Here is a 25616-nt window from a genome sequence, read left to right as displayed (position 1 = left end):
GATGACAAAACTGGCATTCCTGGGCCTTGGCGTGATGGGCTACCCGATGGCGGGGCATCTGCAGGCAGCGGGCCACGAGGTCTGTGTCTACAACCGAACCGCGTCGAAGGCCGAGAAATGGGTGGATCAGCATGGCGGCACCCACGCGGCCACCCCGCGGGAAGCCGCGGAAGGGGCCGATTTCGTGATGTCCTGCGTGGGCAACGATGACGACCTGCGCAGCGTGTGCCTGGGCGAGGACGGCGCGTTCGCCGGCATGAAAAAGGGCGCCACCTTCGTCGATCACACCACCGTGTCGGCCAAGGTGACGGAAGAGCTTTACAAAGCCGCCAAGGAGGCCGGCCTGGGCTACGTCGACGCGCCCATTTCCGGCGGCCAGGCGGGGGCCGAGAACGGCCAGCTCTCGATCATGTGCGGCGGCGACGAGGATGTCTATGCCGCCGCCGAGCCGGTGATGAATACCTACGCCAAGCTCTGCCGCCGAATCGGCGGCTCGGGCGCCGGGCAAATGACCAAGATGGCCAACCAGATCGCCATCGCCGGGCTGGTTCAGGGCCTGTCGGAGGCGCTGCACTTCGCCGAGAAGGCCGGTCTCGACGGCCGCTCGGTGGTCGAGGTGATCAGCCAGGGCGCGGCCGGGTCTTGGCAGATGGCCAACCGCTACGAAACCATGCTGGACGACAAGTTCGACCATGGCTTCGCCGTCGACTGGATGCGCAAGGATCTCGGCATCTGCCTTGAAACCGCCAACGAGAACGGCGCCTCGCTGCCGGTCACCGCGCTGGTCGACCAGTATTACAAGGACGTCCAGAAGATGGGCGGCGGCCGCTGGGATACCTCCAGCCTCTTCAAGCGCCTGCGCAAGCTGGGCTAGACCGGCCGGCCAGGGGCGCCACCGGCGCCCCTCACCCCTGTTCCCTGGTCTCCGCCTCGGCCACCTCGGCCTCGCAGCTCGGCACGCCGTCGGTGAAGAAATCCTCCGGCACGTGCCGCGCCTCGGTGACGATCACGTTCATCGTGTCATCCCACCGCATGTGCCGCTCCCAGACCAGTTCACCCTCCGGGTCCACCTCCAGCAGCCGCCCGTGCTCGGCCTCGGTCAGCAGCAGGTTCCCGTTCGGCAGCACCTGGTGCTTGCCGCGCCGCCAGGTATAGAAAGGCAGCTCCTCGCTCCCGGCGAAATCCTCGGTCACCTCGCCGGTCTTCGGATCGACCCGCATGATCCGCGACCGCCCCGTCCCGGTGCCGTTGTCGAACACCGTGATCGTGCCGTCGGGCTGGAAATCCGGGTCGTGCTGCTTGAACCACGGCCCGTGCTGCCACCACTTCATCTTCCCCGTCTCCGGGTCGACCACGGCCACCAGGTTCAGCTCCCGCAGGCTGATCAGCACGTCACCCACCTCGAACATCGGAAAGGCGTCGGCCATCTCGGCCAGCAGCGGCTCGGCATCGTTGGGGTGATACGGGTCGTCGACATACCGCACCCGCTCGTCCGGCTTCTCCGGCGTCACCGTGCGGATATCGAGATAGCCCTGCTGGGCCTTGTCATCCCCATAGATGATCTGCTCGCGCAGTTCGAGCGTGCGCACCTCCTCGCCGCTCTCCTCGTCCACCCAGGAAATCATCTCTTCCCGCCACGACAGCAGGTGCCCCTCCCCGTCCCGCGTCAGCGAATGGTGGAACGAGTTGACGTTGCTCCAGATCGGCTCGCCACAGGTATCCAGCCGCGCCAGCACCTGCCCCGAATCGAACGTCACCGCGATCGAGCCGTCCTCGAACACCTCCATCCCGTGCAGCATGGTGTTCTGCGGCTTGTTCTGGCTGTCGATCTCGCCATAGGTGACGGGCCAGTGATGCACCTCCTCGCCGCTGGCATCGTAAAGCCGCACCACGTGGAACGTTCCCTCCGGGTCGGTATTCAGCCCGGCGACCAGCGTATAGCCGCCCTCCGCCCGGTCGGGCTGGTGCGCCGTGAAACCGCGCTCGGGGTCCGGCGTCTCGCCGCTGTCGTCGGGCGCCACGATATGCCGTGTCGGCTCCAGCCCGATATCGTTGCGCCAGTTGTTCTTCACATCCATGTAGGTCCGGTGCGCCAGCCCGATCTGCGGCGCCGGGAACCAGCCCCACCAGGACGAGACCGTGCCATAGACGATTCCCAAAACGGCAACCGAGGCCGTGAACACGACCGGGGCGATCCGGTCCGAAAATGGCCGCTTGCTCATGCGGTGGCTTCCTTCGCGTATTGGGCCGCCCCGGCCCCGAGGGCGCGGCGGCAAAGATTGTCATGCAACGCGGCCGCCCGCGTCAGCAACGCCGGATCGGCCCCCTCCAGCACCGGCGCCGGCCCCGGCGCGCGGAACATCGGCACCAGCCCGGCCACCTGCGCCGGGTCCGCCGCGCCGATCTCCTCGGCCAGCAGCGGCAGATGCGCCCCCGGTGCGGCACAGAACGCGTCGTGATCGACGAAAACGACCCCCCGCCCGGCGGTCGCCAGCACGTGCTCGTAGGCGTCGATCCAGTAGCGCAGCCAGAAATCCGGCCCCGTCGCCGCCTCGGGCCCCGGCGCTCCCTCGCGGAACGCGATCGGCCGAAGCGCCGCGCCGAACTCGAAATGCCCGACCCCCTCCATGTAGCGCCGCCCGAAAGGCTCGCGCGCATGCAGGTCGAGGAACCGCGCATGCTGCCGCATGAGCGAGGCGACATGCGCCCGGGGATCCCGCACCGGAACAAGCACGGTCGCATCCGGACAGATCGCCTCGATCAGCGGCAGCCGCGCGATATTGGCGTTGTTCTTCGACAGGTACCGCCGCGCCCCCGGCTTCGTCGCCACCACCTTGGCCATGTGCACGCGGAAATACTCGGCAAAGGCCTGGTCGTAATGGCCCACGTTCCACGGCAGGATCCGGTCCTGCCGGTAATGGTCCGGGTAGAACGCCATCCAGAGCATTTCCTCGAACGCCTCGGGGCTGTCCCCCGACACCTCCAGCCCGTCGCCATGGGCGCGCTCGCCCTTTGCGGCGCCCTGCTGGAAAATCGGCCCGATCCGGCTCCACAGAAGCGGCGCCAGCGTAAACGGCATGTGCCGATAGGTGGCCGAGGCGAACTCCGGCAGCCCCGCCATGGCGTTCAGCATGATCGTCGTACCCGCCCGCGGCAGAGAGGTCACGAAAACCGGCCGCGCCGACCGCTCCGGATCGATCCGGCGCCGGAAAAGCCGCGTCTCCAGCGCTCCCAGCCGCTTCTGCCGCGCGGGCGAGGCGAAGGCGAAATTGTGCAGCGCCTGCTCCATCGGCCCGTAGGGCACGGCGTCGCGGTCCGCGGTCTCCCGGCTCTCTGGTGCGGGTTTGCCCCGCCCCAGCCGGTCCAGCGCCAGCCACAGCACCACCGCGCCCACGGTCGAGCCCAACAGGAACGGCCAGCTCGAGGCCACGGCAATCGCCGCGTCGAGGGAATAGAGCCCGGCCTGCGCCCCGCCCCAGACCACCGCCGCCGTCGCGCCAAGCGCGGCCACGCCGATCCCGGCAATCGCAAGGAACAGGCCCAGGAGCGTCACCGAGGCGCGCCGCACCTCGCGCTCCTTCTCGTCGTCCGACGTGTCGGGGTCGCTCATCACCCGCAGCGCGGTCTGCGCGGTCGACGCCACGCGCCGGGCCACCCTCTCGGCCCTCAGGATACGCAGTACGGCGATGAAGGCGATCAGCCCGAGCAGCAGCGCTGCAACGATCACTTGCTACGCTCCGCAGAGGGCTCCGCACGCTCCGCAGGTTTCGACCGGTTCTTCATCATCCGCTTCAGCGGGTACCAGACGAATCCGATGATCGCGAGAACGATGCCGGCGAACAGCGCAATCATCGTGCCGATTGCCGTCAGCCCGGCGCCCGGACCGACATAGGCCTGCGCGGCGGCGGGAACGAAAACAGCAGCGACGGCGAGCGCGGCGGCGTGACGGGATTTCTTGAAAACAGGATGCACGTGAGGCCTCGTGGTTGCGATGTGCAATTACATCTAATCTTCGATGCCCACGGTCCACCCCCGCCGTGACCACCGGCACCCCTGCAAGCAATTTCGCGCCGCACACCGGGGGGTTGCCGGCGATTGTTCGCCTATTCGTTGATCGCGCCGGGCCCGTTTTCGCGTTCTGCCCGTTTTCCGGGCACGCCCCGTCTATGTCGCCTCTTTCGAGCGTGTTAATCCTTTTGCGGGCCCGTCACCGCCGGCAACGGACACCGACGCAATACCGACAAAATACCGACGTAATACCGACGTCGGGTATTCAACGATTTCAGCCATTTACGCATATTACCGCGGAAACCCCGCGCAACGCCCCGAAAACCCGGAATTAACCGGTTCTTAAAGCCCCAGCTTGTCCCGCATGAAGGCCAGCGCCACCGACAAACCATCGGGCGCGATCCCGTGCGCGGTGCCCTTCATGACGTGCGCATAGACATCCTTCCACCCTGCCGCCTGCAGCGCCTCCGCCGCCTCGGGCAGCGATTGCGGCGGCACCACGTCGTCCTGGTCCCCATGCACCAGCAGCACCGGCGGCCGGCTCACCGCGTCGTCCTTCAGCAGGTCCGGCGACAAAAGCCGGCCAGAGAAGGCCACGACACCCGCCACCGCATCCTCCCGCCGGGGCGCGACATGCAAAGCCATCATCGTCCCTTGCGAAAAGCCAAACAAAACAACCTGTTCCGGCAGAACATCCTCGTCCACCATCAGCGCATCGAGAAACGCGTTCAGATCCTCGGCCGCCGCCAGCAACCCCCGCTCGGCCTCCTCCTCGGACGAGCCGTCGATCCACGGGATCGGGAACCATTGCAGGCCCGTCGGCATCATCGGGATCACCTCCGGCGCATCCGGCGCCACGAACAGCGTATCGGGCAGATGCTCGCCCAGCACGTCGGCCAGCCCCAGCAGGTCGGCCCCGTTGGCCCCGTAACCGTGCAGGAACACCACGATCGACCGTGTCTCACCGGATTGCGGCTCCTTGCGGCCCGCCTTCAGAACGCGCGTCATCTGATCCCTTCCCTTTGCTTGTCCACCCGGTAGTAGGCCCACAAAAGCCGCGCCGCAACCGATCTCCATGGCCGCCAGGCCTCGGCCATCGCCCGGAATTCCCGGTCCTTCGGTCGCTGCGGCAACCCGTACAGCACCCGCGCCGCCTCCTGCAGGGCCAGGTCGCCCGGCGCGAACACGTCCGCCCGGCCAAGGCTGAACATCGCGTAGATCTCCGCCGTCCACACGCCGATCCCCGGCACCTGGGTCAGCGTGGCCACGACCTCCGCATCAGGTTTGTCCCGCAACCCCTTGAAATCAATTCGCGCCTCCGCCAGCGCCCGCGCATACCGGATCTTCTGCCGGCTCAGCCCGACCTCCCGCAGGTCATCGTCGCTCGCCCACATGATCTTGCGTGGCCCGGTCAGCCCGGCCGCCTTCATCCGCCCCCAGATCGCGGCGGCCGAGGCGGTACTCACCTGCTGGCTGACGATGGCGCTTAGAAGCTCCGCAAACCCCTCCGGCTTGCGCCGCAGCGGCAGCGGCCCGGTCATCTGCCTGGCATGGGCCAGCCGCGGGCAAAGGCGCTCGAGGTGATCCGCACCCTCCTCGACATCCGCCAGCGTTTGGATGATCCGCCCGGTCACAGCCCGTCCACCCACGCCAGCGCCTCCGCAACGCTCGCCACCTTAAGCGCTTCGGGCTGCGGCGGCCGTACGATCATCGCCACCCGCACCCCCAATTGCCTGGCCGCCACCAGCTTCGACATCGCCGCCGCCCCGCCCGCATTCTTAACAACCAGCCAGTCGACACCGAGCCTTTGAAACAACTCCCGCTCCTCCTCCACCGAAAACGGCGGACGCCCCACAAGAAACCTTCCGTTAACGAATGGAAACGGGCGGTCCGGCGGATCGATCTGGCGACAGATCAACTCCGCATGGCCCATGTTGCCGAACCTCTCCAGCGTCTGCCGCCCGGTGGCAAGGAACACCACCGCGCCCTCCGGCACCAGCGCCGCGACATCCTCCTCGCGCTGAACCTCCGTCCACCGATCGCCCGGCCCCGGCACCCATTCCGGCCTGAGGATTTGACAGTAATCTACTGATTTATCACGACAAATTTCGGCCGACCTGTTCGAAATACGGTGCGCATAAGGATGCGTCGCATCCAGCACGGCGGTGATCCCTTCCGCCTCCAGGTACCGGGCGAACCCCTCATCCCCGCCGAAGCCACCAACCCGCGTCGGCAACCCCATGGGCTTGGGCGCACGTGTCGCCCCGGCCAGCGATGCCACCGCCGGAATGCCCTTTTCCGCCAAGGCTTTGGCCACCTCCTGCGCTTCGCCCGTGCCCGCCAGCAGCAGAAGTTTCATACCCCGGCCCTCGCCAGGATCCCGCCCTGCCGATCCGTCACCACCGTATCGGCCCGAACCCCTTCCGGCAGCATCCCCCGCACCTGCTCCAGCGCCGCCTGCGCCACCCATTCCGCGTAACTTTCCCCTGTGTTCTCAAACACCTGCAAGGCCGTGTTCATGTAGGCCACATTCTCATTCCCAAGCACCTCCGCCAGCCCCCGGAAATCCACCTGGCTCCGCCCCGAATGCAGATCCCGCGCCCCCTGCGCCAGCTTGGTCATCTTGCCGATCCCGCCGCCCACCGTCACCCGCGGCACCGGATGTTTCGCCAGGTATTTCAGCATGCCCCCGGCAAAATCCCCCATATCCAGCATCGCATGATCCGGCAGGCCATAAAGCGCCTGCACCGCCTTCTCGCTGCTCGCGCCCGTACACCCGGCCACATGCTCCAGCCCCTGCGCACAGGCCACGTCGATGCCCCTGTGAATCGACGCAATCCACGCCGCACAGGAAAACGGCCGCACGATCCCCGTCGTCCCGAGAATCGACAAGCCCCCCTTCACCCCCAGCCTCGGGTTCCATGTCTTCTGCGCCAGCGCCGCACCCCCGGGCACGGACACCTCGATCCGGATATCCGGCGCCCGTCCCAGCTCGGCCGCCACCTCGCCCACGGCATCCTCCATCATCCGCCGCGGCACCGGGTTGATCGCGGGCTCCCCCGGCGGAATGGGCAGGCCGGGCATCGTCACCGTGCCCACCCCCTCGCCCGCGGCAAAGACCACACCCCCGGTCGAGGCTGACACCCTTGCCCGGATCAAGGCGCCATGGGTCACGTCCGGATCGTCGCCCGCATCCTTCACGACACCCGCCTCGCACCATCCATCGCCTTGGTCCCAATGGGAAATCTCGAATTCCGGCTGCTCGCCCCTCGGCAGAACGATCTGCACCCTCTCGGGCCGCCCGCCCCCCCACAACCCCATCAGCGCCGCCCGCGTCGCGGCGGTCGCACAGGCGCCCGTGGTCCAGCCACGGCGCAGGGGTCTGTCGGGTTTGCGGGCCATGTCAGGGGCGGACTATAGGGATGGCGTAAAACAAGGCCAATCGGCAATTCACATGTCGCGATTGCCGGGGCCAGACGTCGCAGCCGCCCTTTCCCGGCGCGCCAAGTCGGGGCATACAAGGAAAATGACCGACTCGCTTCCCCTCCCCGACGGCCCCTGGCCCACGCTCGAACCCGGCTGGGTCTGGCTTTGCGGCGCGGGGCCCGGTGATCCGGGCCTCCTGACCCTGCACGCGGTCAACGCGCTGCGGCAGGCCGACGTGGTGATCTACGACGCGCTGGTCGAGCCCCGCATCCTCGACTGGGCCCCGCAGGCCGAGCATATCTACGCCGGCAAGCGTGGCGGCAAACCCTCGGCGGTGCAACGCGACATCTCCCTCCGGCTGGTCGACCTCGCCGCCGAAGGCAAGCGCGTCCTGCGCCTCAAGGGCGGCGACCCCTTCGTCTTCGGCCGCGGCGGGGAAGAGGCGCAAACCCTTGTCCAGCACGGCATTCCCATCCGCATCATCCCCGGCATCAGCGCCGGGATCGGCGGGCTGGCCTATGCCGGCATCCCCGTCACCCACCGCGACGTGAACCAGTCGGTGACCTTCGTCACCGGCCATGACCAGTCGGGCCTGACCCCCTCCTCGCTCAACTGGAAAGCCATCGCCCAGGGCAGCCAGGTGATCGTGATCTACATGGGCATGAAGCATGTCGAACAGATCACCAGCGCCCTGATCGAGGCCGGCCGCCCCGCCAGCGAACCCTGCGCCGTGGTCTGCGCCGCCACCACCGGCGACCAGAAGGTGCTGGAAACCACGCTGGGCGACATGGCCCGCGACATCGCCGCCAGCACGCTCGAGCCGCCCGCCATCCTCTGCGTCGGGCGCTCGGTGCTGATGCGGCAGGTGCTCGACTGGCAGGGCATGCTGGCGGGCGAGCGCCCGCGCAACCTCGACCCGCTGGGCCGGGGGCGCCCGGCCGAGGCGTCTTGAAGGGTGGACGGGGATCCGGGGGCGCTGCCCCCAACGTTGAAATTCCCATGGAATTTCAACGCCTCCCCCGGAGTATTTGCGGAAAAGTGAAAGGCTGGGCGTGGAAAGGGGCCTGATCCTCGCGGCACCGTCCTCGGGCGCGGGCAAGACGACGGTCACGCTGGCCCTGCTGCGGCTCCTGGCGCGCGAGGGCGTGGCGGTGCGCGGGGCGAAGTCCGGCCCCGATTACATCGACCCGAAATTCCACGAGGCCGCCTGTGGCCGGACCTGCCTGAACCTCGACGCCTGGGCCATGACGCCCGCTCGCCTGCACGCGCTGGCGGCGGGCGAGGGCCTCTTGCTGGTCGAAGGCGCGATGGGACTGTTCGACGGTGCCCCGCCCGACGGGCGCGGCGCGGTGGCCGACCTGGCGCGCCAGCTGGGCCTGCCCGTGGTGCTGGTGGTCGATGCGGGCCGGATGGCCGGTTCGGTGGCGCCGCTGGTGGCGGGCTTCGCCGGGTTCGACGGCGATGTGCCGGTGGCCGGCGTGATCCTGAACCGCATCGGCAGCGACCGGCACGAGGCGATGCTGCGCCGCGCGCTCGCCCCGCTGGGCCTGCCGGTGCTGGCGGCCCTCCGGCGCGATGCGGCGCTGTCCCAGCCTTCGCGGCACCTCGGCCTGGTCCAGGCCGGAGAGCGGCCCGATCTCGACGCCTTTCTCGAACGGGCGGCGGATGCCCTGGCGGAGACGCTCGACCGGGCCGCCCTTCTGAACATCGCCCGCCCCCTGCCCGCGCCCGAACCGGCACCGCGCCTCGACCCGCCCGCACAGGTCATTGCCCTGGCGCAGGACGAGGCCTTCGCCTTCGCCTATCCGCACATGCTGGCCGACTGGCGGGCCAGGGGCGCCGAGATCCGGCCCTTTTCCCCGCTGGCGGACGACGCCGTGCCAGAGGCCGGGTTCGTCTTCCTGCCCGGCGGCTACCCGGAACTGCACGCGGGCCGGCTTGCGGCGGCGACACGCTTCCTGAACACCCTGAGACATGCCGCGCAAACCATTGATGTCTACGGGGAATGCGGCGGCTACATGGTGCTGGGCGAGGGGCTGGTCAATGCCGATGGCACACGGCACGCCATGGCCGGGATGCTGGGGGTGGAGACCTCCTTCGAGCACCGCCGCCTGCACCTCGGCTACCGTCACCTCGCCCCGCTGGGCGGCCCCTTCACCGGCCCGCTCGCCGGACACGAATTCCACTACGCCACCACCCTGCGCGAAGCCGGCGACCCGCTCTTCCGCGCCACCGATGCCGAGGGCACGGCCCTGCCCGACATGGGCCTCCGCCGCGGCCGCGTGTCGGGCAGCTTCGCCCACGTGATCGACGCAGACCCGACTGTGCGCTAGCGCGACTTGCAGCTTCCCGCCAACGCGGCTAGCAGATCCCCATGACCGACATCGTCTTCCCCCAATCCGACACCCGCGCACGGCGCAATGTCGCCGTGCTGGTGCTGGCGCAGGCGGTGCTGGGCTCGCAGATGCCGATGATCTTCGTCGTCGGCGGGCTGGCCGGGCAATCGCTGGCCAGCAACATCTGCTTTGCCACCCTGCCCATCTCGCTGATCGTGCTGGGCTCGATGCTCTCGGCCACGCCGCTCAGCTGGGCGATGCAGCGCTGGGGCCGGCGTGCGGGATTCGTGATCGGCACCGCTGGCGGCGCGCTCGGGGCGGCCATCGGCGCCTACGGGCTCTATCTCGGCTCCTTCTCGGTCTACCTGCTGGGCAGCCTCTTCACCGGCATCTACATGTCCGCCCAAGGCTTCTACCGCTTCGCCGCCGCCGACACGGCCAGCGACGCCTTCCGCCCCCGGGCCATCTCCTACGTGCTGGCCGGCGGGCTGGTCAGCGCAGTAATCGGCCCGCAACTGGTGAAGCTGACGGCCGAAGCGATGGTGATCCCGTTCCTCGGCACCTATCTCGCGGTGATCGGCGTCAACGTGGTGGGCGTGCTGCTGTTCCTTTTCCTCGACATCCCCAAACCCCCGGTGCCGGGCGACGACGCCCCGCGCGGCCGCTCGCGGATTGAGCTGCTTACCACGCCGCGCATCGCCGTGGCGGTGATCTGCGCCACGATCTCCTACGCGCTCATGAACCTCGTGATGACCTCGACGCCGCTTGCCGTGGTGGGCTGCGGTTTCAACACCGGCGATGCCGCCGACGTGGTCACCGGCCACGTCCTGGCGATGTTCGCGCCGTCCTTCTTCACCGGCCACCTGATCGCGCGGTACGGCACGGAAAAGATCATGGGGCTGGGCCTGCTGATCCTGGCCGGCGCCGGTGCCGTGGCGCTCCAGGGGGTCGAGCTCGAAAACTTCTTCATCGCGCTTGTCCTCCTCGGCCTCGGCTGGAATTTCGGCTTCATTGGCGCAACGACCATGCTGGCCGCTTCGCATGAACCCCATGAACGCGGGCGGATGCAGGGCCTCAACGACCTGATCGTCTTCGGCGGCGTGACGCTGGCCTCGCTCTCCTCGGGCGGGCTGATGAACTGCTCCGGTGGTACGCCCGAGGCCGGCTGGGCCCTGGTCAACATCGCGATGATCCCCTGCCTGACGCTGGCGGGCGGCGCCCTGATCTGGCTGATGCTGAGGCCGAAAGAGACGTGAGATGCGCCTTTTCGGAAAGACGCCCCTGATCGGAGAGGATCTGCACGACTGGATCATCGACAATTTCGATTGGGTCGAGAGCGAGCGGCCCGCCTGGTGGGCCATGGCCGAGCTCATCCGTCCGACGAGAGAGTACTTTCACGCCCCGGGCGGCCATGACCACGAAACCGCGCTGCTGGTGTTCGAGGACATTAAGCGCCAGCTCGGCCTCACGCAGCCCATCGCGCTGGAGCCGCTGCCCGACCTCCCCGACGAGCTGCTGCACGATTACACCCGGATGGGGGACACCGCCGGTCAATACTGGGATGATGCCGAGGCACCTCTGATCACCTACAACCCCAAGCTGATGCGCCAACCGGTCATGTTCATCAACACCCTTGCACACGAGCTTATCCACGCAAGGTTGTCCACGGTGGTCGACGCGTTGCCGGGTGGCGCACCCGCCCACGAGCTGGCAACCGACCTGCATGCCATTATCGCCGGGTATGGCGTGATCCAGCTGGAAGCGGCCGAACAGGCCGGTTGGGCGGGGTACATGTCACAGGCCTCGCGCGCGGTCGCGCTCGCAGAATTCCTGCACCGCAAGGCCATCGCACCCGAAGACGCCTTCCCCTATCTCTCCCGCCGGCCCGCAAGCTGGCTCCGCAAGGCCCTGGCCTTCCGCAAGCGCGTCCGCTGACCGCCCCGGCCGGCCATCAGCTTTTCGTGATCCCGGGAACCCGCAAGGCTGCACCGCGTTTCTTCCCCGCAAAGGGTGCGCAACGCGCGGGGACGGAATGAAAATGCAATCCATCGAGCCTACGCCGACCGAGCTGGGGCGGATGTGCGTCATCATGAACGGTAAATCGGGCCGTCGTGACACGCAGGATATCCCGTCGCGCATTCGCACTTCGTTAACCAAACGCGCCCCCAATGCCGAACTGCGTGTGCTGGAAAGCGGGTCGGATCTATTGCCCGCCACGCGCAAGGCGGTCGAGGAAGGGTTCGACATGATCGTCGCCGCCGGCGGCGACGGCACCGTCTCGGGCGTCGCCAGCGTGTTGCGCGGCACCGGCGTCACCATGGGGATCCTGCCGCTGGGCACGTTCAACTACTTCGCCCGATCGCTCGACATTCCCACCGAAATCCCCGCCGCCATCGACCTGCTCTGCGACGGCGCCGCGCGCCCCGTCCGCATCGCCCGGATCAACGACCGCGTCTTCCTCAACAACGCCAGCCTCGGCGCCTACCCCGCCATCCTCAAGACGCGCGAGGATGTCTACCGCCGCTGGGGCCGCCGCCGCATCGCCGCCTACTGGTCGGTGCTGGTGACGCTGGTCACCCTGCGCCGCCCCCTCCGCGTGCGTGTCGAGGCGGACGACCAGGTGCTCGAACGCCGCACGCCGCTGATCTTTGCCGTCAACAACGCCTTCCAGCTCAACCAGATCGGCCTGCAGGGCGAGGACGAGATTGCCCGCGGCCGCCTCGCCCTCTTCATCGCGCCCGACACCAACCGCTGGGGCATGCTGCGCAACGCGCTGCTGCTGGCCCTCGGCCTGGCCGAGCGCGAGAAGGAGTTCGACTTCATCGCAGCAGACCGCATCCGGATCATCAACAACGAGCGCAAGCACGACATCGCCTGCGATGGCGAGCGCGACCGGATGAAGGCCCCCTATGACCTGCAGGTGATCGAGAACGAGCTTAAGGTCGTGGCCCCCCTCACCCGGCAGAGCGACACGCGGTGAGACGCATCGCCCACCTGTCCGACCTGCATTTCGGGCGCGACCGCCCGGAATTGCTCGACCCGCTCGTCGAGGCGGTGAACGACCTGTCGCCCGACCTCGCGGCCATCTCCGGCGACCTCACCCAGCGCGCCCGCCCGGCCCAGTTCCGCGCCGCGCGCGACTTCATCGACCGGCTCGAGGCGCCCGTGCTGGCGGTGCCGGGCAATCACGACGTGCCGCTCCACAACCTCTTCCTGCGCCTGCTCTGGCCGTGGCGGCAGTACCGCAAGTGGATCTCCCCCGATCTCGAGCCCGAGTTCCACGACGGCGAGATGATCGTGCTCGGCGTCAACACCGTCAACCCGATGGCGCATCAAAGCGGCTGGTTCACGCCCCACGCCCTCGACCGCGTCCGCAACGCCTTCGGCAACACCCGCGGGCGGCGCACCCGGATCGTAGTGGCGCATCACCCGCTTGAACACCTGCCCGGCGAGAAGAAGAAGCGCATGCGCGGCGCCGACGCGGCGATGGAGGAGCTGGCCCGCCTCAACGCCGATGTCGTCCTCTCGGGCCACCTGCACAGCTGGCGCGCCGACCCCTTCGCCGAGAAGCCGGAGCGCAACGCGGTGCTGCAGGTCCATGCCGGCACCGGCCTCTCGACCCGGCTGCGCGGGCAGGACAATGATTTCAACCTGCTGGAAATCGAGGACGGGCTGATCGACGTCACCCGCTACGCCGCGGCCGAGGGCGACCACCGCTTCGCCATGGCCCAGACCCGCCGCTTCGTGATCCGCCCGCAGGGCTGGACCACGCATACCAGCCCCTGAACCGGCCTCACCACAACCCCGTCGCCGCCCGCGCCATCAGCGTCAGCCGGCTGCGGAACGGCGCCGTATCGAGCGTGCCGTCGCCCACCCGCCCTGGCCTGTCGCGCGCCGCCTTCAGCACCGGCCCCGCCTGCCACAGCACCAGCATCGCCGGCCGCGCCGCCGGCGGGATCGTCCGTCTTGCCGCCCGCGCACTGGCCAGGTGGTCGAGCCCTTCCTCCGCCAGCGTCCGGATCGCCTGGTGCGTGCCTTCCACCAGCGGGATGCGCCCCGCCTGCTCCAGCGCCGGTACCGCCCGCAGCCAGTTGGCCAGGCCCAGCGCATAACCCGCCTCGCGCACCGTATCGTCCGGCACCTCCGCCAGCGACCGCGCCGCCACAAGCAGCAGGTTCGCGGAGGTCTTGCCGATATACTCCCGGAAATGCGCCACGTCCTCGAACGGCTCGCGGTAGACATCCCACCGCCGCGCCGCGACCAACTGATCGAGCAATTCGGCCCCCTCGGCGTCCACCACCCCGCTCAGCGGCGTCGCCACCTCGTGCCGCCGGACCGGCCCGCCATCCCTGATCTCGCCCAGCGCATCGCGCCACCATTGCAGGCGCATCTCGGCGATCATCGGCTCCTCCGTCACCCAGGGCGCGCGCGACACCTCGAGGTTGAAGGCATAGACCGGAAACAGCTTCTCCCGCGCCGCCACCGGCGCGGCCATCACCGCACGAAAGCGGTCCGGGTCGCCCCGGCGCACCAGGTCGGCACAGGCGATGACGTCCTCATGCATCGCGCAGCAGTTTCCACACGATCGCGTCCAGCAGCGCCTCGAAGGAGGCATCCACTATGTTCGGGCTCACCCCCACGGTCGACCACCGCCGGCCCGAGCCGTCCTCGCTGTCGATGATCACCCGCGTCACCGCCTCGGTGCCGCCTTGCGTGATCCGCACCTTGAAATCCACCAGCCGCATGTCGTCGATCGCCGACTGGTACTTGCCCAAATCCTTGGCCAGCGCCTTGGCCAGCGCGTTGACCGGCCCCCGGTCCGAGCCCAGCTCGTCCATCGATTCCGAGACCGACAGCGTCTTTTCCCCGTCGATCTTCACCACCACCACCGCCTCGGAGAGCGAGACCATCTGGTCATACTTGTTCTTCCGCCGCTCCACCGTGACCTTGTAGCGCTTCACCTCGAAGAAATCCGGCAGCCGCCCCAGCTCCCGCCGCGCCAGCAGCTCGAAACTCGCCTGCGCGCTGTCATAGGTGTAGCCGCGATCCTCCCGCTCCTTAATCTCGTCGAGGATGCGCGCCAGCGCCGGATCGCCCGGTTCCACCTCCAGCCCCGCCTCGGCCAGCCGCCGACGCAGGTTCGACTGCCCGGCCTGGTTCGACATCGGGATGACGCGGGCATTGCCCACCGCCGCCGGGTCGATATGCTCGTAGGTCGTGGGGTCCTTCAGGATGGCCGAGGCATGCAGCCCCGCCTTGTGCGCAAAGGCCGAGGCGCCCACGTAAGCCGACTGTTTCATCGGCACTCGGTTGAGGATCTCGTCGAGCTGCCGGCTCGCCATCGTCAGCGTGGTCAGCGCCTCCCGGGTGATCCCCGTCTCGTAAAGCGAGGCATAGGGCTCCTTCAACAAGAGCGTCGGGATGAGCGAAGTCAGGTTGGCATTCCCGCACCGCTCCCCCAGCCCGTTCAGCGTCCCTTGAATCTGCCGTACCCCGGCATCGACGGCAGCCAGGCTCCCGCCCACCGCGTTCTCGGTGTCGTTATGGGTGTGAATGCCCAACCGTTCGCCGGGGATGCCGGCCGCAATCACCGCGCTGGTGATGGTGAAGATCTCCGTGGGCAGCGTACCGCCATTGGTGTCGCACAGCACGATCCACCGCGCGCCCGCGTCCAGAGCCGCCTTCAGCGCCTCCAGCGCGTAATCCGGGTTCGCCTTGTACCCGTCGAAGAAATGCTCCGCATCGAACAGCGCCTCGCGGCCCTGTTTCACGATATGCTCGACCGACCGGGCGATATTCTCGGTATTCTCAGCCAGCGTCACGCCCAGCGCGGTCTCGACATGGAAATCATGGGTCTTGCCGACAAGGCAAACCGCCTTCGTCCCCGCGTTCAGCACGGCGGCAAGGATATCGTCATTCTCCGCACTCCGCCCCGCCCGCTTGGTCATGCCGAAGGCGGTCATCGTGGCCCGCGTCTCCGGCGCGGCATCGAAAAACGCGCTGTCGGTCGGGTTGGCCCCCGGCCAGCCCCCCTCGATATAATCGAGCCCCAGCTTGTCGAGCGTCTTGGCAATGGCCTGCTTCTCGGGGGTAGAAAACTGAACCCCCTGCGTCTGCTGCCCGTCCCGCAGCGTGGTGTCGTAGAGGTAGAGGCGCTCGCGGGTCATCGGCAAACCTCCCCGCCCCGGCCCCCGAGCCGGGGCCTCGCGGTGGCGCAGAGGTCCCGGGCCAGGCCCAGGACGGGATGGTGCGTCGTTGCCGGGCGGCTCATTTCAGGGCCTCCAGCTTGGCGGGGTTGAAGTCCGGATTTGGCACTAGCTCAACGCCGGCCTTGCTCATTCGAACTTCGATACCAGTGTCAACCAAGGCTGCCTTGAGCCGGTCGACTTCAGAAAAGTCCTTGCTCTCCATTGCGATCTTGCGCGCTTCGGTAAGACGCGCTTCCCAGTCCGAAAGATCGACCTGCGGGGCGGCTGCCCAATCACCCATTTCTTCAAGAAGAAGTCCCATCAGGTTAGCACCAGCAAGAAGGTCCGCGGCGCCATAACTTTCAGTTTCCGCATAGCCCAAAAATTCTAACGGCGTGCCAGATGCAATCGAACTTAGCACCGTGATTGCCAAGCTTGAGTTTAGATCGTCCTCAAGCGCATCCAAGACCTCAATCGGAGGGGTTGCGCTAGGGGCGACCCCTTTGGTCGCTTTTCTCCACCTCCGCAAGGTCGCTTCCGCTTCCTTCGCCTTCGCCTCCGTCCAATCCATCGGCTTCCGGTAATGCGTGCTCAGGAACACGAACCGGATCACCTCCCCCGGATAGCCCTTCTCCAGCAGGTCATGCACGGTAAAGAAATTGCCCAGCGACTTGGACATCTTCTTGCCTTCCACCTGCAGCATCTCGTTATGCATCCAGACGCGGGCGAACTCCCCCTCCGGATGGGCACAGCAGGACTGGGCGATCTCGTTCTCGTGGTGCGGGAACATCAGGTCGTTGCCGCCCCCGTGAATGTCGAAACTGTCCCCCAGCAATTCATGCGACATGGCCGAGCACTCGATATGCCAGCCCGGCCGGCCCCGGCCCCAGGGGCTCTCCCACCCCGGCAGGTCATCGCTCGAGGGCTTCCACAGCACGAAATCCATCGGATCTTCCTTGTACGGCGCCACTTCGACGCGGGCGCCGGCAATCATGTCATCTACCGACCGGCCAGACAGCTTGCCGTAATCCGAGTATTTCCGCACGCGGAAGAGCACATGCCCCTCCTTTTCGTAGGCGAATCCGTCAGCGATCAGCCCTTCGATCATCGCCACCATCTGCGGGATGAACTGCGTCGCCCTTGGCATCTGGTCAGGCTCCAACGCCCCCAGCGCCCCCATATCATCGAGGAACCACTGCGTCGTCTGCGCCGTCAGCCGGGCGATCTCGGCATTCACGTCGCCGCCCTCGCCCACGTTCTCCTTCGCCCGCGCGTTGATCTTGTCGTCGACGTCGGTGAAGTTGCGCACATAGGTCACGTGCTCCGCCCCGTAGACATGCCGCAGCAGCCGGTAAAGCACGTCGAACACCACTACCGGCCGCGCATTGCCCAGGTGCGCCCGGTCATAGACCGTGGGCCCACAGACATACATGCGCACGTTATCCCGATCGAGCGGTTCGAACCGCTCCTTCTTCCGCGACTTCGTGTTGTAGAGCGTGATCTCGGTCATAGGCCCCTCTTGCGCAGGCATGCGTTCCCCGCGGCGGGCTTATCAACTCGGTTTCGAATTTGGAATAGAAGACCGGCCCGCCTGACTATGTCAGCGGGTAATGCAGCAGATGATGATGGTTGCGGTCTTCATGGCGGCGACCATATGGGCCCGCCCCGGCCCGGTCAAGCCGTCTCATTCACCGAACCCCGCCACTCCGCGCAGCGCGCAGCGATTGCCGTCGGGGTCAAGGAACTCCGCCGTGACACCCCAGGGCCTGCGCCGAACCTCCGCCTGCACGCCCCGGCTGGCCAGCTCCGCCACCGCCGCCTCCACGTCCGCCACGTTGAACCGCAGCTTGGAGGGGCACTCTCCCGGAGGTTTGCCCGCCGCAGACGCCCGACCACCCGGCTCGACCATGAGATAGGCGCCGCCCATGTCGAAACAGGTCAGACGCTCCTCCGCGGTGGCCTTCTCGAACATCACCTTCAGGCCCAGCGCGTCGCGATAGAAGCCCACGCAGTCCGCGTAATGCTCGGTGTTCAGGATGATGCCGAACGTCTCGACCTGCATGGGCCTCTCCTCCTCGTCCTGCCACGCAAAACGCCGCCGCCCGGATCGGACGGCGGCGCCTTGTTTCAGGCGGCGCAGCGACCGGTGGCCGTCGCCTCGGGAGCCACCTCCCGACGCGGTGCCACCTGCGCCCGGATGGTCAGCGCGATGCCCACCGCGATGACCGCAGCCCCGGCCCATGTGAGCGGCGCATAGACCTCGCCCAGGAACAGCGTCCCGGTCGCCAGCCCCACCGCCGCCGCGACATAGCCGATCTGGCTCAGCAGCACCGGCCCGCCGGCCTTCTGCAGGGCGAAATAGGCCGGGAAGGTCAGCCCCGCCACCACCGCCTGCGCCAGCACCAGACCCGGCACCTCGCGCAGGTGATGCAGCGGCAGCTCGCCGGTCGTGGCCACCTGCAGCCCGGCCAGCCCGATCAGCGCGAAAAGATGGCTCCACACCGCCAGCACCGCCGGATGCCCGCCCTCGGGCCAGTCGATCGTGCGATACACGTTGCCCAGCGCGAGGATCACCGGCAGGGCAAAGGCCACCAGCGGCCAGATCAGCCCCTCGGCCCCGCCACTCCCGCTGCGCGTCAGCGCCACCACCGCGGCGCCCGCCAACCCGAAGCCGATGCCGATCACGCCCAGCCGTGGCGGCGTCTTCAGCCCCGCCAGCGCCGTCACCCCCAGCGTGGCGACAGGCGACAACGCGAACATCAGCCCGGCATAACCCGCCCCCACGCGGGGGATCAGCAGGTAGAGCAGCGCATTGATCGCCGCAAAGCTTATGAGCCCGGAAATGACCGTGTAGCGCAGCATCCGCCCCCTCGGCACGACGAACCGTTTCTGCACCACCAGCGCCGGAAGCATCAGCCCCGCCGCCCCGGCCGACACCACCATCGCCCACAGAAGCGGCGGCACGCCCCCCTGCGCGGCCAGCTTGCCGAGGGGAAGGTTCACCCCCAGCAACGCCCCGGTATAGAGCAAAAGGCCGATGGCCCGCCCGTTTCCACCTGCCTCAGCCATAATGCACCACCTCGAATTCGATCCCGTCGGGCCCGTCGAAATAGAACCGTTCGCCGGGTTCATAATCTGCATGGTTATGCGGTTTATACCCGGCCGCCTTCACCTTCGCCTCGGTGCCGCGCAGGTCGTCGACCACCACGCCGACGTGGTTAAGGCCACCCACCCGGCCATAGGTCACGCCCATGGGTTCCAGCGGCGGTTTCGGGGCATAAAGCGCGAGATAGCTGTCGTCGTCGCCGACATGCACCGTAAACCCTCCGTTAAGGGCATCGCCCTGCCAGCGGATGTGCCAGCCGAAAAGCTCGCACAGCTTGGCGGCGCTCGCCTTGGGGTCCGGGACGGTGATGTTCACGTGTTCGATCTGCATGGGTCTTTCCTTCCAGTATTGATTCCGTTCTGAATTCAACGTAATTCTTCAAGTAAACTTGAAGCCAATAGGAAAAATCTCCATGCCTTCCAGCAGCTTGCGACAACGCGGCCTGACCATCGGCTATATCGCCGACCGTACCGGCCTCGCCCCCTCGGCCATCCGCTATTACGAGGACGAGGGGCTGGTCACCCCCGACCGCAACGACAGCGGCCACCGCCGCTATGACCGCTCCGACATCAGGCGGCTCTCCTTCGTGATGATCTCGCAAGGGCTGGGCTTCACCATCTCCGAGATCCGCGAGGCGCTCACCGACCTGCCCGAGCACCGCACTCCCAACAAGGGCGACTGGGCCCGCATCTCGCGCCGCTTCGGCAAGGTGCTGGATGACCGGATAGACCAGATGCAGGCCCTGCGCGCCCGGCTCGACGGCTGCATCGGCTGCGGCTGCCTGTCGCTGAAGACCTGCGCGCTCTACAACCCCAAGGACAAGGCCCGCACCCGCGGCCAGGGCCCACGCTACGTCATGGGCGACCGCTCCGACGAGATCTGAACCGCCCCCGCCCGGCGACCTGCTTGACTTGCCCCTCTCCGCCGGGCCATCTGGCGCCGCGAACGAGACTTCAGACAATGGGAGGCAGGCCATGCAACTGTCGCGCAGGATCACCGGGCTGACCGCCGGCGGCTCGGACGGGTGGGACGTGTATTACCGCGCCAAGGACATGCTGGCCGCGGGCCAACCGGTGGTGCAGCTCACCATCGGCGAGCATGATATCGGCACCGACCGAAAGATCATCGACGCGATGCATGCCGCCGCCGTGGGGGGGCATGTCGGCTATTCCATGTTCAACGGCAACCTCAACCTGCGCGAGGCCGTGGCGGCCCGCGTCACCGCCCGCACCGGCGTGCCCACCACGCCCGACAACGTGCTGGTCGTGCCCGGCGGCCAGGCCGGCCTCTTCGCCGCCCATCACGCCGCCTGCGACGAGGGCGACACCGCGCTCTACATCGACCCCTATTACGCCACCTACCCCGGCACGATCCGCGGCGTGGGCGCCAGGGCCGAGCCCGTCTTCGCCCGCCCCGATCGCAATTTCCAGCCCGACCCGGCCGACATCGCCGCCAAGGCCCCGGGCGCGAAATCGCTGCTCATCAACACGCCCAACAACCCCACCGGCGTGATCTACACCCGCAAGACGATGCAGGGGATCGCCGGCGTCTGCCAGGAGCATGACCTCTGGCTGATCTCGGACGAGGTCTACGACACCATGATCTGGCAGGGCGAACATATCAGCCCGCGCACCCTGCCCGGCATGGCCGAGCGCACGCTCGTGGTGGGCTCGATGTCGAAAAGCCACGCCATGACCGGAAGCCGCATCGGCTGGATCATCGGGCCGGAGGACGCGATCGAGCATCTAGGCAACCTTTCGACCCACACCACCTACGGCGTGGCGGGTTTCGTGCAGGAGGCCGCGACCTTCGCGCTCTCCCGGGGCGACGCCTTCGAGACCGAAATCTCCGAGCCCTTCCGCCGCCGCCGCGACCTCGTGATCGACATGCTGGAAGGCCAGAACGCCGTCCGCGCCATCCCCGCCGATGGCGGCATGTTCGTCATGCTCGACGTGCGCGCCACCGGCCTCTCGGGCGAGGCTTTCGCCGACCGCCTGCTGACCGAGCACCTCGTCGCCGTCATGCCCGGCGAAAGCTTCGGCGAGGCAGCATCGGGCCATATCCGCGTGGCGCTCACCGTCGATGACGACCGGCTGGCCGGCGCCATCGGACTGCTGATCGAGCTCGCCACCGAACTGGCCGCCTGAACACCCCCGATCGCCGCTTCAGGGTCTGAAAGCGACACAAGTCGCAATTGAGACAGACCGCACCGGGGAATCATGGTCCCCTCCTCCCACTTTCGGGAGGAGCTGGCCCATGTCGCCAAGCTGCAAGATCGCCCTTGTGATCTATACGATCGGCGCCGTGCGTGGCCGCGCCGCACGTGGAAGGCCGGGAAGGCCCTGAGCTTATCCCACCCCCCTTCCACGACCTCCACGTTCAAGGATCAGAGACATGAAAGACAATCCCCCGCGCCGGACCGGTGGCCGCGCTGCGCGCCGTGCCAGCCGTGCCGCCCCGCTCGATGACGCCATCCGCCCCGTACGCCCCGGTATGGAAAGCGACGCCCTCAAGGTGCTGTCGCAGACGGACATCCTGAAGATCCACAACGCCGCCTTCCAGGTGCTCGAGGAGATCGGCCTCGCCGACGCCCCGCAAAGCGGGATCGACCACCTCACCCGCGCCGGCGCCATTCACGGGGCCGACGGGCGCATCCGCTTCCCCCGCGCGCTGGTCGAGGATACGGTGGCGAATGCCAACCGGCAGATCATGCTCTACAGCCGCGATGGCAGGCACGATCTCGAACTCTCCGGCAACCGCGTGCATTACGGCACCGCCGGCGCCGCGGTCAGCATGGTCGACGTCGAGGGCCGCAACTACCGCGACAGCACCCTGCAGGACCTGCACGACGCCGCCCGCATCACCGACCGGCTCGATAACATCCACTTCCTGCAGCGCCCGATGGTCGCCCGCGACATTCCCGACAACCGCGAGATGGACCTCAACACCATCTACGCCTGCTGCTCGGGCACCACCAAGCATATCGGCGTCTCCTTCTCCGACCCCTCGCACGTGGCGGAGTCCTTCGACATGCTGCACCTCATTGCCGGGGGCGAGGCGGAATGGCGCGCGCGCCCCTTCGTCAGCAACTCCAACTGCTTCGTCGTCCCGCCGATGAAATTCGCGACCGAGGCCTGCCAGACGATGGAGGCCTGCATCGAGGGCGGCATGCCCGTGCTGCTGCTCTCGGCCGGCATGGCCGGCGCCACCACGCCTTCCACCATCGCCGGCGCCATCGTGCAATCGGTCGCCGAATGCCTGGCCGGGCTCGTCTACGTCAACGCCGTGCGCCCCGGCGCTCCGGCGATCTTCGGCACCTGGCCCTTCGGCCTCGACCTGCGCAGCGGGGCGATGACGGGCGGCTCGGGCGAACAGGCGCTCCTCTCGGCCGGCTGCGCCCAGATGCACAAGTTCTACGGCCTGCCCGGCGGCGCTGTCGGAGGCATCACCGACGCCAAGCTGCCCGACATGCAGGCCGGCTGGGAAGCCATGTGCTCGAACGTCATGGCCGGGCTCTCGGGGCTCAACATGGTCTACGAGGCGGCGGGCATGCACGCCTCGCTCCTGGGCTTCTGCCACGAGTCGCTCATCCTCGGCGACGACCTCATCGGCCACGCCCTGCGCTGCGTGCGCGGCATCGAGGTGGATGACGAGACGCTGGCGGTGGAACAAATCCGCGAGGTCTGCCTGCATGGCCCCGGCCATTATCTCGGCACGGGCCAGACGCTCGCGCGGATGCAGTCCGACTACGTCTACCCGACTACAGGCGAACGCATGTCTCCCAAGGAATGGGTCGAAAAGGACAGGCCCGACCTGAACCAGAGCGCCATCCGCCGGAAGGAGGCGATCCTCTCGGAGCGCTCCGCCGCCCGGTTCGACCCGCAAACCGACAAGGCCATCCGCGAGCGGTTCCGCATCCACCTTCCCGCGTGAGACCGGCCCGGATTCGCGCTTGACCTTCCTCCTGCTGGAACCCGCATAGCAGGCGGGCACGGTACGCGTCCGGCCACCGCCGGGCGCGTGCCGACCTGACTGGCAAGGATGAAACGACAGATGAATTCCCGACTTCTCTGGCTTCTCGCGGCGATCCTGCTCGCGGGCGGCACCTACCTGCTGACACGAAACGATCAGCCCTCCCCCGAGACGGCAAGCCCGGCCTCCGAAGGCGTTCAGATGGTCGAGGTCACGCTGCCCGCCGAATTCACGGAACAACAAGCCCTCGGCAGAACGGCCTTCGAGAACAACTGTGCCACCTGCCACGGGGAAAACGCCACCGGCCTCGTTGGCAAGGGCCCGCCGCTCATCCACAAGATCTACGAACCCAGCCACCACGGCGACGGCGCCTTCCTGATGGCCGCGCGCCAGGGCGTGCGGGCCCATCACTGGCAATTCGGCGACATGCCACCGGTCGAAGGCCTGACCAACGCGGATATCGAGAACATCGTCGCCTATGTCCGCGCCGTGCAGCGCGAGAACGGGATAAACTAGGGGCTACTCCCCCAGCCGCGCCAGTACAGCGCCCGTGTCCACGCCCGAAATCGCCCCCGCCACCCGGCCCCGCGGCGCCCCCAGCCGCGTCGCGGCATAGGCCTCGGCCACCGGTGCCGGCGCATTCCGGATCAGCACCGCCGCTGTCAACAAAGACGCCAGGCTTTCCACGTACCACCGCGCCTGCCCCTCCTCGGGCAGCTTCGGAAACCGCTCCATATGCGCCTTCAGCCCGGCATCGAACCGCGCATCCTGGCCCGTGGCCCGGCCCAGCTCCGCGGCCAGCACCTCGCCCGCCTCCGGCGCCTTGCGCAGCGTCCGCAGGATATCGAGGCAGATCACGTTCCCCGACCCCTCCCAGATCGAGTTAAGCGGCGCCTCGCGATAGAGAAGCGGCATCGGCGTGTCCTCGACATAGCCCATGCCCCCAAGGCACTCCATCGCCTCGTACACCACGTTCGGGCACAGCTTGTTGCCAAGGAACTTGGCCAGCGCCACCCCCAGCCGGGCAAAGGCGCGGTGCCCGTCACCTTGGCTGTCAAAGCTCCGCGCGACGTGCATCCCCAGCGCCAGCGCCCCCTCCCAGTCGAGCGCAAGATCGGCCAGCACCGCCCGCATCAGCGGCTGGTCGCTCAACTGCTTCTGGAACGCCGTCCGGTGCCTTGCCCAGTACCACGCATGATCGAGCGCTGCCCGCATCAGCCCGGCCGGCGCCATGGCCGTATCCAGCCGCGTGTGATGCACCATCTCGATGATCGTGCGCACCCCCGCGCCTTCCTCGCCCAGCCGGTACGCCACCGCCCCCTCGTACTCGATCTCCGACGACGCGTTCGCGCGGTTGCCCAGCTTGTCCTTCAACCGCTGGATGCGGATGGCGTTCCGCCCCTCCTCCAGCCACCGGGGCACGAGGAAACAGGTCAGCCCGCCCTCCGCCTGCGCCAGCGTCAGGAACCCGTCCGACATCGGCGCCGAGCAGAACCACTTGTGCCCTTGCAGCCGGTAGGCCTCGCCATCGCGGGTGGCCATTGTCGCATTCGCCCGCACGTCCGAGCCGCCCTGCTTCTCGGTCATCGCCATGCCCATCGTCGCCCCGGGCTTGCGCGCCAGCGGCCGGGCCGAGCCGTCATAGACCCGCGAGGTCAGCTTCGGCACCCATTCCCCGAACAGCCCCTCGTCCGCCCGCATCGCCGGCACGGCGGCATAGGTCATCGTCATCGGACAGCAGACGCCCGGCTCGATCTGGCTGGTGAGATACACCATCGCCGCATGAGTGGCATGCCCGCCCTTGGCGCCTTCCCACGCAATCGCGGAATAGCCCGCACCGACCCCCGCCTCCATCAGCCGATGGTAAGCGGGGTGAAACCGCACCTCGTCCAGCCGCCGCCCGCCCGCGTCGAACTGCACCAGCTCCGGCGCCTGCCGGTTGGCCTCGCGCCCCGCCGCCTGCATCTCCTCCGTCCCGATCGTGGCGCCGTAGCCCGCCAGGTGCGGCGCATCCGCCCCCGCCGCCCCGGCATGAGTCTGCAGCGCCGGATCGCCCGCCCAGAGGTCGATATCGCCCCGCGCCGGCGGCTGGTTCGTCACCTCGTGCGTCGGCAGGTCGGACCGGGGTGGCAGATGTGGCATGAAAGACTCTCCTCACCCCTAATCCTAGCGCGCAAATCCTTGTGAACGAAAGGGGATTCACAAAGCGATTCGCCTGTGGCAGGATACCCCTCGACCGCCCGCAAAGAGGTGGCAGGAAAAGGCAGAGCAGACCAATCATGTCCACCCGCAAACGACCCGCCTTCGGTGCGCTCGTCTACTTCATGATCGCCTTCGCGATGTGCGGCTATTTCACCTTTGCCGCGGTGCAGGGCGATTACGGCCTCTTTCGCCGGGCCGAGATCGAGGCCGAGGAAAAGGCCCTCCAGGCCCAGCTCGACCAGATCGAATCCCAGGTCGCCCGGATGGAGAACCTCACCAAGCGCCTCTCCGACGGGTTTCTCGACCTCGACCTGCTCGACCAGCAGGCCCGCGACGTGCTCGGCATGATCCGCTCCGACGAGATTGTGATCCGCTAGG

Annotated in this window: 26 protein-coding genes; 12 read left to right on the top strand and 14 right to left on the bottom strand. The window is 67.7% G+C overall.

The features are described 5' to 3' along the window. Nucleotide 1: 1 nt before the first annotated feature. On the top strand, nt 2–874 hold the full coding sequence (locus ACO07J_RS07410) for an NAD(P)-dependent oxidoreductase (protein ID WP_422027752.1): 873 nt from the start codon (nt 2–4) through the stop codon (nt 872–874). A 31-nt stretch (nt 875–905) separates the two neighbouring features. On the opposite strand, the gene ACO07J_RS07405 is transcribed toward ACO07J_RS07410, so the two are convergent. The 7 genes from ACO07J_RS07405 to ACO07J_RS07375 all read right to left on the bottom strand — a co-directional run bounded on the left by ACO07J_RS07405 (nt 906) and on the right by ACO07J_RS07375 (nt 7410). Next, complete coding sequence (locus ACO07J_RS07405; RefSeq protein WP_422027750.1) at nt 906–2222, bottom strand: arylsulfotransferase family protein; 1317 nt, start codon at nt 2220–2222, stop codon at nt 906–908. Then, nucleotides 2219–3727, bottom strand: coding sequence for a sulfotransferase (locus ACO07J_RS07400; RefSeq protein ID WP_422027748.1), 1509 nt, complete (start codon nt 3725–3727; stop codon nt 2219–2221). The genes ACO07J_RS07405 and ACO07J_RS07400 overlap by 4 nt, the downstream gene beginning before the upstream one ends. After that, nucleotides 3724–3972 carry a hypothetical protein gene (locus ACO07J_RS07395; RefSeq protein WP_422027746.1) on the bottom strand — a complete coding sequence of 83 codons (249 nt, stop codon included), beginning with the start codon at nt 3970–3972 and terminating at the stop codon, nt 3724–3726. Before ACO07J_RS07395 ends, ACO07J_RS07400 begins: the two co-directional genes overlap by 4 nt. A 378-nt stretch (nt 3973–4350) precedes the next feature. Continuing rightward, on the bottom strand, nt 4351–5016 hold the full coding sequence (locus tag ACO07J_RS07390) for an alpha/beta hydrolase (RefSeq protein WP_422027744.1): 666 nt from the start codon (nt 5014–5016) through the stop codon (nt 4351–4353). Continuing rightward, nucleotides 5013–5642: a DNA-3-methyladenine glycosylase family protein gene (locus ACO07J_RS07385; RefSeq protein WP_422029733.1), complete on the bottom strand. Its 630-nt coding sequence runs from the start codon at nt 5640–5642 to the stop codon at nt 5013–5015. The genes ACO07J_RS07390 and ACO07J_RS07385 overlap by 4 nt, the downstream gene beginning before the upstream one ends. Then, a complete protein-coding gene (locus tag ACO07J_RS07380) occupies nt 5639–6367 on the bottom strand; it encodes a cobalt-precorrin-6A reductase (protein ID WP_422027742.1) in 729 nt (242 codons plus the stop codon). The genes ACO07J_RS07385 and ACO07J_RS07380 overlap by 4 nt, the downstream gene beginning before the upstream one ends. Beyond that, the gene (locus ACO07J_RS07375; RefSeq protein ID WP_422027740.1) at nt 6364–7410 is read right to left on the bottom strand and encodes a cobalt-precorrin-5B (C(1))-methyltransferase; all 1047 of its coding nucleotides are present in this window, start codon (nt 7408–7410) and stop codon (nt 6364–6366) included. The genes ACO07J_RS07380 and ACO07J_RS07375 overlap by 4 nt, the downstream gene beginning before the upstream one ends. Nucleotides 7411–7534: 124 nt before the next feature. On the opposite strand from ACO07J_RS07375, the gene cobA reads away from it, so the two are divergent. The 6 genes from cobA (at nt 7535) to ACO07J_RS07345 (ending at nt 13556) form a co-directional block, all read left to right on the top strand. Next, nucleotides 7535–8386: a uroporphyrinogen-III C-methyltransferase gene (cobA, locus tag ACO07J_RS07370; protein WP_422027738.1), complete on the top strand. Its 852-nt coding sequence runs from the start codon at nt 7535–7537 to the stop codon at nt 8384–8386. 100 nt (nt 8387–8486) lie between these two features. After that, on the top strand, nt 8487–9767 hold the full coding sequence (locus tag ACO07J_RS07365) for a cobyrinate a,c-diamide synthase (protein ID WP_422027736.1): 1281 nt from the start codon (nt 8487–8489) through the stop codon (nt 9765–9767). 41 nt (nt 9768–9808) lie between these two features. After that, the gene (locus ACO07J_RS07360) at nt 9809–11026 is read left to right on the top strand and encodes an MFS transporter (RefSeq protein ID WP_422027734.1); all 1218 of its coding nucleotides are present in this window, start codon (nt 9809–9811) and stop codon (nt 11024–11026) included. A gap of 1 nt (nt 11027) precedes the next feature. Further along, on the top strand, nt 11028–11705 hold the full coding sequence (locus tag ACO07J_RS07355) for a hypothetical protein (protein WP_422027732.1): 678 nt from the start codon (nt 11028–11030) through the stop codon (nt 11703–11705). A gap of 97 nt (nt 11706–11802) precedes the next feature. Next, nucleotides 11803–12750: a diacylglycerol/lipid kinase family protein gene (locus ACO07J_RS07350; RefSeq protein WP_422027730.1), complete on the top strand. Its 948-nt coding sequence runs from the start codon at nt 11803–11805 to the stop codon at nt 12748–12750. After that, nucleotides 12747–13556: a metallophosphoesterase family protein gene (locus tag ACO07J_RS07345; RefSeq protein WP_422027728.1), complete on the top strand. Its 810-nt coding sequence runs from the start codon at nt 12747–12749 to the stop codon at nt 13554–13556. The genes ACO07J_RS07350 and ACO07J_RS07345 overlap by 4 nt, the downstream gene beginning before the upstream one ends. A gap of 7 nt (nt 13557–13563) precedes the next feature. On the opposite strand, the gene ACO07J_RS07340 is transcribed toward ACO07J_RS07345, so the two are convergent. From ACO07J_RS07340 to ACO07J_RS07315, 6 genes are all read right to left on the bottom strand, one after another. Further along, nucleotides 13564–14334 carry a phytoene/squalene synthase family protein gene (locus ACO07J_RS07340; RefSeq protein WP_422027726.1) on the bottom strand — a complete coding sequence of 257 codons (771 nt, stop codon included), beginning with the start codon at nt 14332–14334 and terminating at the stop codon, nt 13564–13566. Next, the gene (gene cimA, locus ACO07J_RS07335; RefSeq protein WP_422027724.1) at nt 14327–15937 is read right to left on the bottom strand and encodes a citramalate synthase; all 1611 of its coding nucleotides are present in this window, start codon (nt 15935–15937) and stop codon (nt 14327–14329) included. Before cimA ends, ACO07J_RS07340 begins: the two co-directional genes overlap by 8 nt. A gap of 100 nt (nt 15938–16037) precedes the next feature. Next, nucleotides 16038–17468: a cysteine--tRNA ligase gene (gene cysS, locus ACO07J_RS07330; protein WP_422027722.1), complete on the bottom strand. Its 1431-nt coding sequence runs from the start codon at nt 17466–17468 to the stop codon at nt 16038–16040. A gap of 174 nt (nt 17469–17642) precedes the next feature. After that, nucleotides 17643–18020 (bottom strand): VOC family protein, encoded by a 378-nt coding sequence (locus tag ACO07J_RS07325; protein WP_422027720.1) that lies wholly within the window; start codon nt 18018–18020, stop codon nt 17643–17645. Between the two features lie 65 nt (nt 18021–18085). Continuing rightward, nucleotides 18086–19027 (bottom strand): DMT family transporter, encoded by a 942-nt coding sequence (locus tag ACO07J_RS07320; RefSeq protein ID WP_422027718.1) that lies wholly within the window; start codon nt 19025–19027, stop codon nt 18086–18088. Continuing rightward, entirely contained in the window at nt 19020–19394 is a 375-nt protein-coding gene (locus tag ACO07J_RS07315) for a VOC family protein (RefSeq protein WP_300892415.1), read from the bottom strand. The genes ACO07J_RS07320 and ACO07J_RS07315 overlap by 8 nt, the downstream gene beginning before the upstream one ends. An 82-nt stretch (nt 19395–19476) precedes the next feature. Between ACO07J_RS07315 and soxR the strand changes: the two genes are divergently transcribed. The 4 genes from soxR (at nt 19477) to ACO07J_RS07295 (ending at nt 23552) form a co-directional block, all read left to right on the top strand. Next, nucleotides 19477–19947, top strand: a complete 471-nt coding sequence (soxR, locus tag ACO07J_RS07310) for a redox-sensitive transcriptional activator SoxR (RefSeq protein ID WP_422027715.1) — start codon at nt 19477–19479, stop codon at nt 19945–19947. 91 nt (nt 19948–20038) lie between these two features. Then, nucleotides 20039–21211 (top strand): pyridoxal phosphate-dependent aminotransferase, encoded by a 1173-nt coding sequence (locus tag ACO07J_RS07305; protein WP_422027713.1) that lies wholly within the window; start codon nt 20039–20041, stop codon nt 21209–21211. Between the two features lie 247 nt (nt 21212–21458). Continuing rightward, entirely contained in the window at nt 21459–22997 is a 1539-nt protein-coding gene (locus tag ACO07J_RS07300; RefSeq protein WP_422027711.1) for a trimethylamine methyltransferase family protein, read from the top strand. A 120-nt stretch (nt 22998–23117) separates the two neighbouring features. Next, nucleotides 23118–23552, top strand: a complete 435-nt coding sequence (locus tag ACO07J_RS07295) for a c-type cytochrome (RefSeq protein ID WP_422027709.1) — start codon at nt 23118–23120, stop codon at nt 23550–23552. A 3-nt stretch (nt 23553–23555) separates the two neighbouring features. Here ACO07J_RS07295 and ACO07J_RS07290 read toward each other — a convergent pair whose 3' ends face one another. Then, nucleotides 23556–25178, bottom strand: a complete 1623-nt coding sequence (locus ACO07J_RS07290; RefSeq protein ID WP_422027707.1) for an acyl-CoA dehydrogenase family protein — start codon at nt 25176–25178, stop codon at nt 23556–23558. A 137-nt stretch (nt 25179–25315) separates the two neighbouring features. On the opposite strand from ACO07J_RS07290, the gene ACO07J_RS07285 reads away from it, so the two are divergent. Beyond that, nucleotides 25316–25615 carry an FtsB family cell division protein gene (locus ACO07J_RS07285; protein WP_422027705.1) on the top strand — a complete coding sequence of 100 codons (300 nt, stop codon included), beginning with the start codon at nt 25316–25318 and terminating at the stop codon, nt 25613–25615. Nucleotide 25616: the final 1 nt, after the last annotated feature.

It is taken from the genome of Roseovarius sp., assembly GCF_965228755.1.
GTDB lineage: Bacteria > Pseudomonadota > Alphaproteobacteria > Rhodobacterales > Rhodobacteraceae > Roseovarius.
Note: the sequence above shows the minus strand (reverse complement) of the source record. Positions and strands in the feature narration are given on the sequence as shown.